Annotated in this window: 14 protein-coding genes; 8 read left to right on the top strand and 6 right to left on the bottom strand. The window is 53.2% G+C overall.

The features are described 5' to 3' along the window. The first annotated feature begins 1,057 nt into the window (after positions 1-1,057). Positions 1,058-2,359, top strand: a complete 1,302-nt coding sequence (locus tag Pla144_RS04060) for a hypothetical protein (protein ID WP_146448014.1) — start codon at positions 1,058-1,060, stop codon at positions 2,357-2,359. A 788-nt stretch (positions 2,360-3,147) separates the two neighbouring features. Here the strand turns inward: Pla144_RS04060 and Pla144_RS04065 are convergent. Further along, positions 3,148-4,101 carry a hypothetical protein gene (locus Pla144_RS04065; protein WP_146448015.1) on the bottom strand — a complete coding sequence of 318 codons (954 nt, stop codon included), beginning with the start codon at positions 4,099-4,101 and terminating at the stop codon, positions 3,148-3,150. 133 nt (positions 4,102-4,234) lie between these two features. After that, on the bottom strand, positions 4,235-5,395 hold the full coding sequence (locus Pla144_RS04070; protein ID WP_197530371.1) for a cellulase family glycosylhydrolase: 1,161 nt from the start codon (positions 5,393-5,395) through the stop codon (positions 4,235-4,237). A 280-nt stretch (positions 5,396-5,675) separates the two neighbouring features. On the opposite strand from Pla144_RS04070, the gene Pla144_RS04075 reads away from it, so the two are divergent. Next, positions 5,676-7,124, top strand: coding sequence for a tetratricopeptide repeat protein (locus Pla144_RS04075; protein WP_146448017.1), 1,449 nt, complete (start codon positions 5,676-5,678; stop codon positions 7,122-7,124). Between the two features lie 34 nt (positions 7,125-7,158). On the opposite strand, the gene Pla144_RS04080 is transcribed toward Pla144_RS04075, so the two are convergent. The 3 genes from Pla144_RS04080 to Pla144_RS04090 form a co-directional block, all read right to left on the bottom strand. Beyond that, positions 7,159-8,283 carry a helix-turn-helix domain-containing protein gene (locus Pla144_RS04080; RefSeq protein ID WP_146448018.1) on the bottom strand — a complete coding sequence of 375 codons (1,125 nt, stop codon included), beginning with the start codon at positions 8,281-8,283 and terminating at the stop codon, positions 7,159-7,161. A 137-nt stretch (positions 8,284-8,420) separates the two neighbouring features. Next, entirely contained in the window at positions 8,421-9,284 is an 864-nt protein-coding gene (gene folD, locus Pla144_RS04085; protein WP_146448019.1) for a bifunctional methylenetetrahydrofolate dehydrogenase/methenyltetrahydrofolate cyclohydrolase FolD, read from the bottom strand. A 46-nt stretch (positions 9,285-9,330) separates the two neighbouring features. Next, positions 9,331-9,858, bottom strand: a complete 528-nt coding sequence (locus Pla144_RS04090; protein ID WP_197530372.1) for a phosphatidylglycerophosphatase A family protein — start codon at positions 9,856-9,858, stop codon at positions 9,331-9,333. Positions 9,859-10,020: 162 nt separating this feature from the next. Here Pla144_RS04090 and Pla144_RS04095 point away from each other — a divergent pair, with 162 nt between their 5' ends. The 3 genes from Pla144_RS04095 to clcA all read left to right on the top strand — a co-directional run bounded on the left by Pla144_RS04095 (position 10,021) and on the right by clcA (position 13,407). After that, positions 10,021-11,769: an NADPH-dependent assimilatory sulfite reductase hemoprotein subunit gene (locus Pla144_RS04095; protein ID WP_146448021.1), complete on the top strand. Its 1,749-nt coding sequence runs from the start codon at positions 10,021-10,023 to the stop codon at positions 11,767-11,769. Positions 11,770-11,855: 86 nt separating this feature from the next. After that, positions 11,856-12,101: a hypothetical protein gene (locus Pla144_RS04100; protein ID WP_146448022.1), complete on the top strand. Its 246-nt coding sequence runs from the start codon at positions 11,856-11,858 to the stop codon at positions 12,099-12,101. 4 nt (positions 12,102-12,105) lie between these two features. Continuing rightward, entirely contained in the window at positions 12,106-13,407 is a 1,302-nt protein-coding gene (gene clcA / locus Pla144_RS04105; protein ID WP_146448023.1) for a H(+)/Cl(-) exchange transporter ClcA, read from the top strand. Positions 13,408-13,438: 31 nt separating this feature from the next. On the opposite strand, the gene Pla144_RS04110 is transcribed toward clcA, so the two are convergent. Beyond that, complete coding sequence (locus tag Pla144_RS04110; RefSeq protein ID WP_146448024.1) at positions 13,439-13,684, bottom strand: hypothetical protein; 246 nt, start codon at positions 13,682-13,684, stop codon at positions 13,439-13,441. A 171-nt stretch (positions 13,685-13,855) separates the two neighbouring features. Here Pla144_RS04110 and Pla144_RS04115 point away from each other — a divergent pair, with 171 nt between their 5' ends. From Pla144_RS04115 to Pla144_RS04125, 3 genes are all read left to right on the top strand, one after another. After that, complete coding sequence (locus Pla144_RS04115; RefSeq protein ID WP_146448025.1) at positions 13,856-14,776, top strand: NAD(P)-dependent oxidoreductase; 921 nt, start codon at positions 13,856-13,858, stop codon at positions 14,774-14,776. Positions 14,777-14,910: 134 nt separating this feature from the next. After that, positions 14,911-15,126, top strand: coding sequence for a hypothetical protein (locus tag Pla144_RS04120; RefSeq protein WP_146448026.1), 216 nt, complete (start codon positions 14,911-14,913; stop codon positions 15,124-15,126). Between the two features lie 119 nt (positions 15,127-15,245). After that, positions 15,246-15,449, top strand: coding sequence for a hypothetical protein (locus Pla144_RS04125; RefSeq protein WP_146448027.1), 204 nt, complete (start codon positions 15,246-15,248; stop codon positions 15,447-15,449). Positions 15,450-15,695: the final 246 nt, after the last annotated feature.

Genomic DNA, 15,695 nt, shown 5'->3' on the forward strand with positions numbered 1-15,695 from the left:
CAAAAGGGCAAGTCTTCTCCTCGGGTGTCGGTCCCCATCGCCTGAGTTGATTCAAGACGATGCATAGCATTGTTCCAGCAAGATTTTGCTTGGTCTTCCGAGCATAGTTGCCAAAACAACAGCCTGCCACCCACCGGTCAGGAATAAGACTCCCGATTACTTAGAATTCTCTCAACAAGGCTCTGTAAGTAGCGGCGGACGATAAAACCTCCGCCGAACTTGGGCAGGTGTAGCGAAAATGCACAAGTCGATGAAGCTGACGCGTCGAACGGAATAGGTTGTTCTTGCTACATCCATGACTGGGGATATAATCCAGTTCCGTCGCTCTTTACACATCTCATTAACATCAATTCTACATGTTCAGGTATGTATTTACGATTCGAGCCTGAGACTGTGGACCCGAATTCGAATTACATCTGGTCAGTCTTCGGTGCTTTGGGGCACCTACTAGAGACAGGCACATTGACAGACTATGAATTCTCTCGACTGCAAGAGTTAGACGACTGGTTCACTACGAACTTACAAGAGCCAACGAGGTTGGCACGTTCACGGAAAAACGATGCAGAAAAAAAAGCTGTCTGTTGGTTCAAGGCTGACGCATCGGAATGCATAGCTAATTTGCGTGAAATTGTTTCGGTACTAAACAATCACGACCTTACGATTCGTATGTTGAAAAGCACAAATCCAGGCTATGTCGTATACGAAGACAAGTATCAAATCGCAGCCATACCATTTCACAAGACGTAGAACGCCGTGCGAAACGGCCTTCCACCAATGGCTTCGAAGTGAACCACCCAAGTAGCGGCGGTCGATAAAGCCGCGGAACTTAGGTAGGTGGTGCGAAACTGCTCAAGTCGATGAAGCCGAGGCAGATTCGGAATCTGCCTTTGTGGAGGTGAATTGACAGCTCGCCTACATAGGCAATCAATACCTTCAATGACGATTCTCGGTACAATGGGAGCAGCCCCACGATTGGCAAAGGATGGGGCACAGCCCCCATCGCATTGTCGCTCATCACTTCGAAAGGTAAATTTTCATTATCCTAAAGGGAATTAGCATGTCAGCAAAAAATCGATTTCTGACAATCGCACTGGCTAGCCTGGTATTCGGATTTTGTTCAACCAATACTTGCCGAGCGATTGAAACTAACAGCAAAAGGCTCGAAGAAGTACGTGAAGGTTCGAATATCGCTGCCCCGAATCAAACACCGACTCAAAAGGGTCTATCTTCCCAGCAGATTCTCAAAAGGGTTGGCCATACATATTCAGAGTGCAAGGAATATCAGGACTCGGGAAAATCGATAACCGAATTTACAAGGGAAGACGGCTCAAGATGGAGCCACAACACAGTGTTTCGCACTGCAATGCGTAGAGGCAACGATACACTAGAGTATAGATTCGCGTATCGGAAAAACTACTTTGGGAAGAACTTCTCAGATGAAACAATCCTTTGGCATGATGGCCACTGCACGATGGTCAGCGACGAAGAACCAGCAAACTTTAAAAAAGAAGAGTCCTTGGGTAGGGCGACGGCTGGTCTCACAGGAATATCTTCAGGCACGGCACACTACATCCCGGTTCTCCTTATGCCACAATTAATTAGAGGACGGAAGTTGACCGAATTTTCAGCACATCGACCTCCAAAACAAGAGAAACTTGGAAAGAATATTTGCTATCGACTAGATGGTCTTTATGCAAACGATAAGATTTCACTTTGGATTGAGAAAGATACCTTTCTAATCTTGAAAATTGTCACGGGCAATGGCGAGCCTACCATACAGACTATCACGTACATTCCAAAAATAGATGAGAAGATACCCGACAGATTCTTTGGTAAACATGTCAAGGGTGAATGGGAAGAAATCGAACCCATTGCCCCTAAGGAAAAGCCGGTCGCTAAGATGCGTATTATCGACACCCGACCGGAATCTATTTTGGCAGACGACATCAGAGAAGACGTTGACTACGCCTATCTCTGTGACAAATACGTCTGCAAGATTTCAGCACCTCCCCATAAAAGTGACATTAGTCGTAGGGAGTTAGTAATCTCGAATGTTAAATCCGACGCACATAATCTGGCAGCAACCTATCCCGATAAAAGAATGCTTACCATCTTGGAAATACTCTCAGAGATTTCCGAGAGTTTTGCACATAAAGCCGAAATCAACCCCAATAAAATCGATGTCAACAAGAGCATCGAACTCCCACCGTTGAAGTTGAGCGGTATCTACGCAGCCGAAGTCCTGGTTACAATGGAGTTTGTTTTCGACATCGAGCTGAGCAAGTCAGAGTTTAAAAACCATTCCAAGAATGCAACTCCGACTCAGCTTTTTGAATTGGTGGAAAAGCACATTCAATAACCGACCAACTTAGGAAATTGGCTTTACACAACTAGAGTCAGAGTAAAGCACCGAAGTCGCGGCAGAGTGCCAAACCCCGGAACTTAGCCGCAACGCCACCCCCCAAATGGGGCTTTGGTAGCGGCGGACGATAAAAACCGAAGCAGTTTTGGCAAGTTGCCTTGGCTAAGCCAATAATTTCCTTGTAGATGCGATTTGCCAACGAACGTTTCATTGTCGACGCAGAAAGCTAAACAATCCACCAGCCGTTGAACCCTTATTTGAACCACGATTCTTCTCATGCAAATCCTTCTGGCGTTGATACTCATGAGTGTCGAGAACCAAGTATGAACTTACCTCGTCCCAGGCCACAGCAGAATGTGCACCTCGTGCCCAGGAAACTGATGATGTAGCAGCTTCACCAACAACAAATAGCCTTCCTGCTTGCATTTCAAAGCAAGGAGAGGTAATTGAGCCTAAAACGTTTGCTGATTGCCAACTTCTAGAATAAAACGTAACCGTCTTTCCGACGAAGCTTGGCAGGACCTCAGGAATTGGTTCCATGTAGTTGATTTGGGTTCGAGTTGACTATGATTTGAATTCTGTCCGACGCACTGCGGCAAAACGTTTGGACACGCGGAAAAGACCGCTCATTTGCTGCCTAGACAGATTGTATCCTGTCCGCCTTGTATTGGCAAAAATGCCCGTTTTCTCCCCCAACACCCACCTAGCGGCGGCGTGCCAATCCTCCGCCAGTGACTGCTCTGGTGCTTGACAGTAAATAAGCACTCTCGTCGATGGTCTTAATCTTACCTCGTCGCCCAGAGACTCAAGCCCTTGACTTGCATGGCGACATTCATCGTGCCGGGGACTTCCCAGCCGAAATTCATGCTGCCCAGGTGGTAGTCCTGCATGTCGCGGGAGTCGGTCAAGTAGCCTAGCTCCCAGGCCTTGGTGAGGGCCTCTTTCATGAGCGGGAGCAGATCCACGTCGATGGTGATCCATCGGCCATCCTGGGCTGATTGATCGGTGAAATGGTTGCTGTCTGGCCTGAATATGAACTTGCCAGTCCCTTTCTTGTGCTTCGTGCTGAAGTCTATTGCCGCGCGTTGCGGATTGTGACGATAGCGCGTGTCGTAGATCGGCACGCCAAACCAGAGGAAATCGCGAAACCCGGCCGATTGGGGGTTTTGGTTCTGCACGGTGATGTAGAACACGAATTGAGCCGTGTGGCGCTCGGCGTCCCAACCCTCCGGGCGGTGCCATTCCTCTTGAATAAGTCGGTAGGAAAAACGAAACGGCACGCTGGCAATCTCTGTCAAGGACGGATGGGCCAGCAATTGTCGCTCTACGAGCAGGTGTGGCCAAGCGGCACCCCGCTCTGGTGCCTTGCCGTCGTACTCGGTCATCCCCTCCAATCCGAGGGTGATCGTCCCCCCCGCGGGGTCGCTGAAGTCGAACTCCACGGACTTCGCCTCATGGGCGTACCGCATCAACCCTGGAGAGATATTGGATTGAGCCAAATCGAAACGGCTGTGCCACTGCGCGAGTCCCCAGACGGGTTCTCCCTGATTGGCAAGCGGAGCCAACTTGCCCGTCTCTCGCTTCATGCCGGGCTTAGGTGACCAAACGACAAACCCGCGCTGGAAGTCGTTGTCGTCAATCAGGGCGATCTCGACTTCGTCCTCGGCATTGGCAAGTTGGCATGAAAACCCAAACGAAAACGAAACACTAACCAAAGCTGTTAGCAGTAAGTGCGGCATAACATTGTTCAAGCGCAATTTTGTAGTAGAAGCCAAAAAGCGAAGGAATTAGGCGCGGACAAGCGCAGATTAAGCGGATTGACGCGGATCATTCAAGACATCTATTTCTTCTGAAATCCGCGCACATCCGCGTTTATCTGTGGTCTATTTCTTCTGTCTGCTGCGGATCCGTTGCCCCCATGGATTTCTCCTTCTTTTGCCAATACTCGAGAAACTCTGCGACAGGCATTCCCACCGGCGTTGCTCCCTCGCGGTGCTCCGCAATTGAGCGTCCAAAATAGTGGCTGATCCAACCTTCGACTCGATCATCCGTCTGCTGGATAAAACGGTCCAGCTCTTCCAACGAGCAACTCAAGGGAAAGGTTTCTTCCACGACCAAAGGCTTGCCAATGTCGTAGACGGCCAGGGCTTCTACCGTTTTTTCAACTTCGCCTGTCTTGGGATAAAAATGCACGCTCACAAAATCGAGATGGCGGGCAACTTCGGGCGAGTAAAAGACCGGCTTGGCTCCCGGAAATACTTGTGCCCAGGGGATAACTCCGACAGTGATTAAATGCTCGGTGTCGTGTTTTCGAATCGCGCTGACCATCTGCTTGACCCAAGCCTCGGCAATGGCTCTCGGTTCTCGCTCCCCCAGATCGTTGCTGATCCGCTGCACAAAATACATCCCTTCCAGTTCGCCCAACAACCAGGGGTGCTCCCCCTCTTTTGCATTACCGACGACGGGCTCGTTGATGAGGTCGTAACAGAACACCGCCGGATGACCAGCACATGTCTTGGCGATGGCCTCCCAAAAAGTCGCTTGAACCTGCCAGCGGTCTTTCTCCGATAAGTCATCGTACCAAGGAGGCACTTCCGCTAGGTGATAACAGCTTAGTCCGGTCAGATCGAGATACAGACCAACTTCTTGGGCAAGATCCAAGGTGCGTCTGAGTCGCTCTAATTCTGCAGCATCCACTTGCTGCGGAGTCTTCATGTAGGTGCCCAGTTGAAGATGCAGCCGAACGACATTTGCGCCTAGCTTGCGCATTTCACGAAAATCCTTTTCCACGCGCGGCCAATCGTCTTCCCAGTACTCTTCGACGATCCTCCCGAAATCGCCGACGTAGTTAAACCCCCAGGGGGAAAATCGCTTGCCCGATTCTCCGAATACAAATTGCCCGTCGACAATGCGAATTGGCACCAGGGAGGCCGATTTCTCGGCTGCTGATTCTGCGAACCCTGGCTGAATAGTGCTCAAGGCAATTGCGAACAGATAGGTTGATCTCAGACCCAGTTCCCTCGTAGCTCGCATCGCATTTCTCCTTCTGCCGACCATGGGCAGACGCAAAACAGACTCCCGAGACTGTCGCCCAATTTCTCGTTGTAGATTCATCCCTTCCATGCTAGCACCGATCTGACATTCAGTTAACTAGAAGATGGGCTATCTACTCGGACATTTCCGATTCTTTTGAGTGTTTCGATTGCAGTGACTTTGATGCGGCAGTCGATACCAATGACCGAGGCGCTGTAGGTTCAGTCGCTCCGTTAGATCATTGGCTCTGCAAAGTCCTCCAACTTGCGGTTCGGAAATCATGAAAATTTCACTTCTCTCTTGTCTCAATCATACATTTTGCGGAATTGCATGCCTCGTCGGTGCTGCCACTGCTGGCGCTGACGACAATTCTTTCAAGTTTGTAGGAGATGATACGGCTGCCGTTGTTGAATCGTCGGCCCACACTGCCGACAAAGGGGAAGCCTTCGTCTTCGTGGAAGAAGCTGCCGCAACGCCGATCTCGGTTTCGCCGCCTATTCAAGACAACTCATGGACGATTGCTTCGTCGGAAAAACCGGCCAACAAAACAGCTCCAAGTTCTCGTGGGGATATTAAGCTCGTCAGTGATGAATCGTATCGACCGGCCCTATTTAATAGCGAAGCTGATCCGGAAGTGACTCGCTCTGGAATGCCAAAACAGGCGATTCCGAGGACCGCCATGAGAACCGTCGCGAGGCCTCGGACTGCTATAAAGCTCCAGGTTTCGAAGCCAACTCCACTCGATACAGTGGGGCAACTGCTCGTCAATGCTCATGCGGCATCCCAGATAGCAGCCACCACGACCGACTTTTCAGAAGTCATCGATATTGGCGTAGAAGCGATTCGCCTGGGTGCCAAGGGTGAAAACAAGCAGTATGCAAACCAGCTCATTTCGTGGGCCTTGAATCGGCGCGGACAACTCTATTCTGGTGATGGCAAGAGCGATTTGGCGGATGCCGATTTCCAGGAAGCACTTAAGTTCGATCGCAAGAACTGGCGTGCTCTGCACAATCGTGGCGTCTCCTATGCCGAGTCGGGCCAGTTTGCCGAGGCCTTTGATGATTTCAATCTTGTGCTTGAGTTAAATCCCTTGTTTGCCAAGGCATACACTAATCGGGCCACGTTGTTTGTGCAGGCCGGCGACCTTAACAGCGCCGAGCAAGACTACAAGCAAGCCTGCCGCCTGGATAGCAAACTTTCGTCGGCTCGCTTGGGTCTCGCACGGGTGTGTCACATCGGTGGCCGCTGGGAAGAAGCTTACACCCATTTCACAGCCGCAGCGAAGCTTGATCCCGAGAATGCAGGTATCCTCTGCAGTCGGGGAGATCTTCTCGCCGACATGGGCCATTACGCCGAAGCGCTGGCCGACTATGCCGAGGCAATCGAGATCAAACCCAGCTTTGCCCATGCTTATCGCAACGGAGCGTGGCTACTAGCCACCTGTCCTGATGAGAACTTCCGCGATCCAGAAAACGCTGTGCTAGGCGCGCGTCAAGCTTTGGAATTTGAATACGGCGACAAACATGTCGCACTGGACACCCTTGCCGCAGCGCTGGCCAACGCTGGTGACTACGACGAAGCAATTAAAACTCTCGAAGCGGCCGTTGAAACAGCTCCTTCAGCGCTCCGCAACGATTACGTGACGCGGATCAAAATGTACGAGTCTCGCACTCCCTATCGCACGCAGCCGGTGGCGATCGTTTCGCAGGCCTTCTACGAAGACGAGTGAGCGGCGCTTATTCCGGACCAAAGTGTTGGTCCGGCTAAGGTGATAGCGGAGCCGACAAACTCTTCTCAAACAGCAGCCGCTGTTGGGGCTGTTCATGTTCGACGAACCATTCTACGGGCGGCAGGTCGAGTTCTTCTGCTGCCAGGGCTTGGGCGATGCGGCCGTACACATGGCATGGCCAGCGGACTAGACGTGTGTGGACCAACAGCGGGGGCACAGCAAATTGCTCAGCCAAGCGATTGCGAACCGCGCATGCGGCCGTTTCGGTGTCGACCCAGCCTTGTTGTTGGACCACTTCCCGATATGCGGCCGATGCGGCTGAGAGTACTGGAGCGGCGGGGAGTAACATTGAAAGGGAAAACCGCTCGCAATCTCGCAGAAGTTGGGGCCAATCCTCGGTCTGTTGCAGACTCAAGAACCAATCAGATGGAAGGGGTTGGTCCGGTTCGATCCACAAGGCCCGTGGAGCGACACAGCGAGCCAGCAATTCTCGGTAAGAGGCGAGCGGTCGCGAATCGGCCACGATGCGATCCACGAGTAGCGTGGTTTCACCTGATCCCATCACCACACATGCCTGAACGCTAAAATTAGGAATCAAACCCGGGACGATTTCCAATCGTACACTCATCTGATTTTCAAATACTGCCTCGACATCAACCGGTGCGACAACGAATTGCGACTCGCGCCGTCCAAGCAATTTGCGCACTCGCCATTCAGCCGCAAGTTCCGTGAGCGCAGGATAGCGAGAAAGTTCACGGGCAGCCGAGGCAGTGTCATTGGCATTGCAATCATCGGAGGAGGAATCTCTTGCTCCGATGAATTCAGCTAGCTCCCGAATCGCAGCGTGGTCGAGCGCAGAAGCGCGGTCAGTGGTCCACCACCAACTCAGCACACCAGGAGTGGATTGAGTAGCACTACCTTTGGTCGAAAAAGAGTTCCTCGCGGATAGAAAAAACTCTTCGCAGAAAGGCGAACTCGCTACCAATCCTAAAACGTCGGCAACCGCGGAAAGCGTTACTTGGCGGTGCCAGGGAGTTCGCATGCCATGTTCGATGGCACTGACTGTCGAGGCGCGTTCATCCACAAGCTCCGCGAATGTTCGCAGGCCCAAGCCAGCACGACGGCGCAATTGACCAAGGAGTTGTCCGAACGGAGTCATCTTGAAGTCGTATTCCTTATCAGGATGCCACGATCGCAATCCTTTGGCGATGAGCGAAGGTTGAAAGTCCTTCCATGATACCGATTTTGGCCCCCGATGGCAGCCTCCCAACCCTCGGGAGTGTTAGTTGGAGTCTGTCAATTATGCTGACTAGACACACGAGCGGCACTGAGGGTGTTGATCAGCAGCATGACTCGCGTTAGAGGTCCCACACCGCCGGGAACAGGCGTAATGTGCCCTGCCACCTTGCTGACCGCATCGAAGTCAACATCGCCGACTAACCCTGCATCGGTGCGGTTAATACCCACATCAACGACGACAGCCCCGGGACGCACCATGTCGGCCGTAATGAAGTTCGGCTTGCCGATGGCGACGACCAGGATATCGGCTAACCGAGTCACCTCCGGCAAATTCTGAGTACGACTATGACAGAGTGTAACCGTCGCATCGGCCCCCTTTTGAGCAAGCATGATCGATAGTGGTTTGCCGACGATGTCGCTCCGACCAACAACGACGACATGCTTGCCGGCAATTGGGATATTATTGCGCTTTAGCAATTCAACTACGCCGTGAGGCGTACAGGGGAGAAACACCGGGCGACCCTGTACCAGTCTGCCAACGTTCTCCGGGTGAAATGCATCAACATCTTTAGTCGGGGCTATCGCCTCGAGCACTTGCTCGGTGTTGATGTGCTTCGGCAGAGGCAATTGCACAAGGATACCATGTACTTGTGAGTCGATATTGAGCTTGGCGATAAGCGAGAGTAGTTCCGACTGGGAAGTTTCCGCAGGCAATCGATGAAGTATGCTCTCAATCCCGACCTCAGCACAATCTCGCCGCTTGTTGCGAACGTACACGTCACTGGCCGGATCATCTCCCACCAACACGGCGGCTAGTGTGGGAGTGACTTTCGTTTCGGCAGCGAATCTAGTCACTTGCTCGGCCAACTCAGTGCGGATTTGCTTGGCAAGCTTCTTGCCGTCAAGGATTTGTGCGGTCATGGCAAAGGGGGGGAGTAACGGGGCATGGGGGTGAAGCTCGCCTATTCTAACCCGCCGCGGCAGCTGTGATGAGCCCCCAACCCATTCTGCTGTCTAGCCATGCCAGACTCCATAAAACTGCGCAGGCGTAAATTGCGGCTACCACGTCATCCGCCATGATTCCCCATCCTGCGGGACAGGATTCCACTTGCCTAGCTGGTGGGGGTTTGCTGATATCGAACAGCCGAAATAAGAACCATCCCGCTAGTAGAACTCGCCAGTTGCCAATCCCCGTGCCCAGGAAAACAATGGGCAATGCAGCGATTTCGTCTAGAACGATTTCCGGGGGATCTTTTCTGCCGAGTAGCCCAGCGGCGTGATTGCAGATCACCACGGAGACCCCGAGAATTACCAGAATGGCTGCGCATTGCCAGCCAGTTGAGGGCAGATGGGCTAGCGCCCAGGCCAGTGGGATGCCCCACAGTCCCCCCATGGTTCCTGGAGCAGGGCTAGCGCAGCCCACACCCAAACCCGTGGCTACCCAAACTGAGACGCGATTTTGGAGCGAGAATTCACTTCTATTTGTTTGACTCATGTCGGGCATCCTAGACCTAGTTTCTTGCCGATTCAACTCCCTCGACAGACCGGGTCACCGAGTGTCAATATGGTCGAAACCCATTCGAGCGAGTATCATGTAATCTTCTGGGGCTTTGACTGAAATGGGCAAACTGTACCAAGCAGGCGAACGAATATCCTGATGAGTGACGAAAAGAGCAATAAACCGGGTGCTGGCAGCAAGAAACTTGGTGCCGTCGGCGAGAAATTAAGCGCTGTCGAGCATATCAAGCAGGCGAGCAATTACCTTCTTGAGCCGATTCCCCAGGAACTGGTCGATGGCACGGACCATTTCGGCAAAGAGAGCCTGCAACTTCTCAAGCACCACGGCACCTATCAGCAAGACAATCGCGACGACCGCTCCAAAGAAGGTAAGACTTACAGCTTCATGGTTCGTACGGCCGTGCCAGGTGGCATCCTCTCCAGCGAACAACTGCTGGCCGAGATTGACCTGGGTGACGATGTGGGCAATAGCACACTCCGCATCACAACTCGCCAGGGGTTGCAGCTGCATGGGGTGCTCAAGAAGGATTTGAAGCAAACGATTCGCCGCATCAACGAATCGAAACTCACGACCATTGCGGCCTGCGGCGACGTGAAGCGAAACGTGATGTGCTCGCCTTGCCCCTACAAGGGAGACCCCGTTTACGACCAGATGCAGGATTTGGCCGAGCGGCTGGCGATTCATCTCACTCCGCGAACTACTGCCTACTACGAACTATGGCTCACTGACGAATCTACGGGAGAGAAACGTCTTGCGGGTGGCTCGAACGGCCAGGAAATAGAGCCGATCTATGGCCCCACTTATTTGCCGCGTAAATTCAAGTTCGGCATTGCACTCCCTGGAGATAACAGTGCCGATATTTATTCGCAAGACGTAGGCTTAATGGCAATCTGCGAGCATTGGCGGATCGTTGGTTACAACGTGCTGGTGGGAGGCGGCTTTGGCGTCACACCCAGCGCCAAAAAAACTTTCCCTGCGGTTGCTCAGGCAATGTGCTTCGTCAGCCCGACACAGGCGATCGACGTCGCCACGGCTATTGTCAAAGTGCAACGTGATTTCGGCAATCGGGCAGATCGCAAGGTCGCCCGCATGAAATACTTGATCCACAATTGGGGTCTCGACCGTTTTAGGCAAAAGGTCGAGGAATACTACGGCGCAAAACTGCAGGATCCGCGACCGATCGAAGTGCACGGCTTCAATGATGGGATGGGATGGCAGGCCCAAGGGGACGGGCAGTGGTTTTATGGGCTCAACGTTGAGAATGGGCGAATCAAGGACGAGGGGAGTTTCCGCCTCAAGTCTGCATTGCGTGAAATCTGCAGCACCATGGCGCCGCCATTGCGACTCACTCCCCACCAGAGCATAATCTTTTGCGATCTGACTGAGAAAGATCGGCCCAAACTCTTTGAAATCCTCCGCCGGCATGGCGTCCCACTGAGCGAAGAAATCTCCAATGCTCGGCGCTGGTCGATGGCTTGCCCGGCGCTGCCCACTTGTGGCTTAGCGATCACTGAGAGCGAACGGGTCCTCCCTGGCATCATCGACCAGTTAGAAGCCGAATTGGCCAAATTGGACCTGAAGGATGAAGTCTTCACCTTCCGCATGACTGGGTGCCCCAATGGCTGCGCGCGGCCTTACAACTCCGACATCGGCCTGGTAGGCAAGACCGCCGGCAAGTACACGATCTTTCTGGGAGGACGTGTCTGCGGAGATCGGCTTAATTTCATCTATAAGGATTTGGTCCCCGAAGAAGATGTGATCCCCGACCTGGTCAATGTTTTCCGCCACTTCAAAGAGGCCCGCGAGCCCGATGAGTCATTTGGCGACTTCTGTCATCGGCAGGGTGCCGAAAAACTCTTGGCCGCTTGCGACAGCGTGGCAAACTAATTAAGTTTACGAGGCATTCTTCCCCGTCTCAATACAACCTAGCCGCGATGCAACACATCGCCGGTCCCTACTTCAAAAGGTGAACTATGGAATGGCTCTTTGAACGCATGATCGAAGCTGCCGCTTGGGTGGCTTTCATCCTGGGACTCGTGTTTCTTTGCGAAGCAGTCTGGATGCTTGTCCAATGGTTTATCAATCGGGCCGGTGAAGACAGCACCTCCTTTCTGGTGAACAGCGGTCAGGCTGCTGCCGCGTTTGTCGCTTCCGCTCTGGCTTTGGGTGCCCTCGCCTGCATCGATCGCTACGTATTCGACATCGACGATCCAAAGTAGCTTTATGTCGAAACGACAGCCCACCAGTACGGCACCAGCAGAAAATGAGTGCCACTTACTGACGCTGACGCTCACTTCACTTATTGCTGGCGCAGGGGCAGGATTCATCGGAGCACTCTTTCGCCTGTCTCTGGTGCAAGCCGAGCTTTTTCGGGACTGGGCCATTACCTACTTTCAGGGGTTTGGACCAAGTGGGTTACTGCTCATTGTCGCCGCTTGTGCCGCGGCAACCGCCTTTGCGGCGTGGCTCGTGCGACGGTTTTCTCCAGAAGCTTCGGGTAGCGGCATCCCCCATGTGGAAGCCGTATTAAATGAAGGAATATCCCCGGCGGGGGCAAAGCTCATTCCAGTCAAGTTCATCGGCGGGCTACTGGCGATTGGCTCTGGCCTAGCGCTGGGCCGCGAGGGACCAACTGTGCAAATGGGGGCCACCATCTCTCACCTGCTGGGTAGAAAGTTGGGACTCAGTTCATCCGACAACCGAGCATTGCTCGCCGCAGGTGCAGGTGCGGGACTGGCCACGGCATTCAACGCTCCCATTGCCGGCGCAGTGTTCGTATTAGAAGAGTTAGTTCGCAGGTTTGATACCAGAATTACGATTGCGACCTTCGGTGCATCGGCGGGAGCCATCACCGTAGCGCGATTGCTGATTGGGGACCGCCCTGATTTTGAGGTAGAAATATTACCCTTTCCGACAACACTTGCGGTTGCCGCTTCCGTGGTGCTGGGCGCTGTTTTAGGAGTTGTCGGCGTCGCGTACAATCGAGCAATACTGGGAGCAATTGCGGTGAGCGAACGGTTTGAGAAATGGCCCGTCGTGCTGCAGTCTTTACTTATCGGTGCTGCGGTAGGCCTGATTGCCTGGTACGCGCCTCATCTCGTGGGTGGCGGTGATCCGATCACCCAAAACGCGCTGACCCTGAAAACCGTGGCTGTCATGCTGCCTGTGGCGTTTCTCTTCCGTTTTGGCCTCGGAGCCATATCCTATGCTGCTGCAACGCCAGGTGGTTTATTTGCGCCAATGCTGGTGCTCGGCGCTCAGGCAGGACTGATGTTCGGCAATGCGTGCCAAGTGTGGCTTCCAGCAGTCGGGTCGAATCCTACTACATTTGCCGTGACCGCAATGGCAGCATTTTTCACAGCCGTGGTGCGTGCCCCCCTAACAGGAATCATCCTGGTGATCGAACTGACAGGGAGCTACACCCAGCTGTTGCCCATGCTCGCGGCCTGTCTGGCGGCAATGGTGGTCCCCACACTTTGGCATGACCCGCCAATCTACGATTCGCTGAAATCTAGCTCTGAATAGCGACAAGAACTATCGTAGCAAGTGGTCATTTTCATTGATATCTCACGGGTCCCTCGACCAGTCGGCGGATTTCTGCCCGCCGCGCCAGTCTTCGCCTATGGTGGCCCATCGCCAGATAGCAGGCCTGTGCTCGGCGACCCTTCCTCCAAGCAGCCTTCGTGCGGCGGTTGAGTTGCGACCCGTCTGCCAGCAACTTTATCTTTGCAATCGATTCCTGCAATAAGTCTTGCACGAAGCTGACGAATTCTTCTTTCCAACCTGGGAGATATTTATCCATGTATACAAGTGTTCCTCTGACAAATACGAATCTTCTCCAAACCGTTTTGGAACATGAATTGTAGACTGCCACGTAGAAAGGGCAAACTTCGCTACTTTTGCGAATCCGGCAGAATTGCGGTAACCTGTCGAGTGGAATCACCAACCTCCAACGGTTAAATAAGGCTCTCCCATGGTTAAACCAATCACCCCTGAAAACACCCGTCTCGGCTGGATTGGCACCGGCGTGATGGGGCAGAGCATGTGTAGCCATCTTCTGAGAGCTGGCTACAAGGTGACGGTGTTCAATCGCACCCGCGCCAAGGTAGACCCACTCTTGAAACTCGGTGCCACATGGGCAGAGTCGCCCCGAGCAGTTGCTCAAACGAGTGACATTGTGTTTTCGATCGTGGGTTTTCCTTCAGATGTCGAAGAAGTGCTGCTTGGTGAGCATGGCGCACTGGCCGGTAGTTCGCCTGGATCCGTTCTGGTGGACATGACTACCAGTCGCCCCAGCTTGGCGATTGAGATCGCTGAGCAAGCTGAGCGCCGCGAAGTCTTCAGCATAGATGCTCCCATTTCTGGTGGAGATGTCGGGGCACGCAACGGCACATTGTCGATCATGATCGGTGGTGACCGTCCAACCGTTGAAGCTTTGACGCCTTGCTGGGAGATTCTGGGTTCGACCTGGGTCTGGCAAGGAGGCCCCGGCGCGGGCCAACACACCAAGATGGTCAACCAAATTCTAATCGGCGGCAACATGGTAGGAGTTTGCGAAGCACTGCTCTATGCCTACCGAGCAGGCCTCGACCTGGAGAGCGTCATGCAGTCGGTCGCCTCGGGGGCCGCAGGGAGTTGGTCACTATCGAATTTGGGACCACGAATCATCGCCGGCAATTTCGACCCCGGATTCTTCGTCGAGCATTTTGTGAAAGACATGGGCATCGCGCTGGCGGAGGCCGAAAGAATGGGTTTGAAGCTACCAGGACTCTCGCTCGCGAATGAGCTCTATGGCAAGCTCATCGAGCAAGGCCACGCTCGCAGTGGAACCCACGCCCTGATGCTTGCGCTCGCCGAAATGAGCGGCGTTGATTGGTCGCAACGAAATGAGTGAACCAAAATTTGCACTGCAGGGGAATTTTATCGCGGTTATTTTGACGAAAGCTAACCAGGAGTGAGTAGCAATCACCAACCTTTTGACGAAGTGGTTCAATTCGTTGTATACTGAATACCAATGGAGAACCAGCAATGAAACAGATTGAAATCTCTGATGAAGCGTACCAGACCCTGACGAAATATCATGGTGACGTGAAGGCATATGTAGAGAACCTGGCCGTCGAAGCCCGCGAAGTCGAGTTTGTGCAAGAAGGAATTGACGCCTATAACGCGGGTGATTGTAGGCCGCTCACAGAATTTGGCGGGGAACTTCAAGAACGCTTTGGCATTAACACTCCCAAGGCATGAATAGCCGCGTCATCATCACTGGCCCGGCCGAAAACGATATCCTTTCCAATCACCTTTGGTGGGCTGACAACCATTAGCCAGAGCAAGCCCTTCGATGGCTAGAGGGAATGTATGCGGCGATGTTCAAGTTGGCCTCCACGGCCGAGACGCATCCCCTGGCAACCGAAAAAGCGTTACGTAAGGCAGGCATTCAGCAAGTAAGTTATGGTCTCGGTCGCAGGCCAACTCATCGGATCATTTACGCCGTCGATCGCGGCAATGTGGTCATCTACCGCATCCGGGCGTTCAAGCAGGATAAAATCGATTTGGGCGATCTAGATTAGATTGGCTTTATGCGTTCGAAAAAGACCATCGGTGAAAGACAGGGTAGGACTATTTTCCCGTAAATCGTTCTGACCCCGTTTGCCGCTAGCCAGCGAGCTCTACGGCAAACTCTTCGAGCAAGACCACGCTCGCAGTGGAACCCACGCCCTGATGCTCGCGCTCGCCGAAATGGCCAGCGTCGATTGGGTACATCGAAATGAGAACTAGCCTTCGACCGAAGCTGATGGTCCTCAAGCCCTTGCTAG

It is taken from the genome of Bythopirellula polymerisocia (assembly GCF_007860015.1).
Lineage (GTDB): Bacteria > Planctomycetota > Planctomycetia > Pirellulales > Lacipirellulaceae > Bythopirellula > Bythopirellula polymerisocia.

Coding starts and splice junctions, on each gene's coding strand:
- Pla144_RS04125 (WP_146448027.1), top strand. CDS start 15,246: ATGTTCAAGTTGGCCTCCACGGCCGAGACGCATCCCCTGGCAACCGAA.
- Pla144_RS04110 (WP_146448024.1), bottom strand. CDS start 13,684: ATGGATAAATATCTCCCAGGTTGGAAAGAAGAATTCGTCAGCTTCGTG.
- Pla144_RS04075 (WP_146448017.1), top strand. CDS start 5,676: ATGAAAATTTCACTTCTCTCTTGTCTCAATCATACATTTTGCGGAATT.
- Pla144_RS04090 (WP_197530372.1), bottom strand. CDS start 9,858: ATGAGTCAAACAAATAGAAGTGAATTCTCGCTCCAAAATCGCGTCTCA.
- Pla144_RS04080 (WP_146448018.1), bottom strand. CDS start 8,283: ATGACTCCGTTCGGACAACTCCTTGGTCAATTGCGCCGTCGTGCTGGC.
- Pla144_RS04120 (WP_146448026.1), top strand. CDS start 14,911: ATGAAACAGATTGAAATCTCTGATGAAGCGTACCAGACCCTGACGAAA.
- Pla144_RS04100 (WP_146448022.1), top strand. CDS start 11,856: ATGGAATGGCTCTTTGAACGCATGATCGAAGCTGCCGCTTGGGTGGCT.
- Pla144_RS04065 (WP_146448015.1), bottom strand. CDS start 4,101: ATGCCGCACTTACTGCTAACAGCTTTGGTTAGTGTTTCGTTTTCGTTT.
- Pla144_RS04095 (WP_146448021.1), top strand. CDS start 10,021: ATGAGTGACGAAAAGAGCAATAAACCGGGTGCTGGCAGCAAGAAACTT.
- Pla144_RS04115 (WP_146448025.1), top strand. CDS start 13,856: ATGGTTAAACCAATCACCCCTGAAAACACCCGTCTCGGCTGGATTGGC.
- Pla144_RS04070 (WP_197530371.1), bottom strand. CDS start 5,395: ATGCGAGCTACGAGGGAACTGGGTCTGAGATCAACCTATCTGTTCGCA.
- clcA (WP_146448023.1), top strand. CDS start 12,106: ATGTCGAAACGACAGCCCACCAGTACGGCACCAGCAGAAAATGAGTGC.
- folD (WP_146448019.1), bottom strand. CDS start 9,284: ATGACCGCACAAATCCTTGACGGCAAGAAGCTTGCCAAGCAAATCCGC.
- Pla144_RS04060 (WP_146448014.1), top strand. CDS start 1,058: ATGTCAGCAAAAAATCGATTTCTGACAATCGCACTGGCTAGCCTGGTA.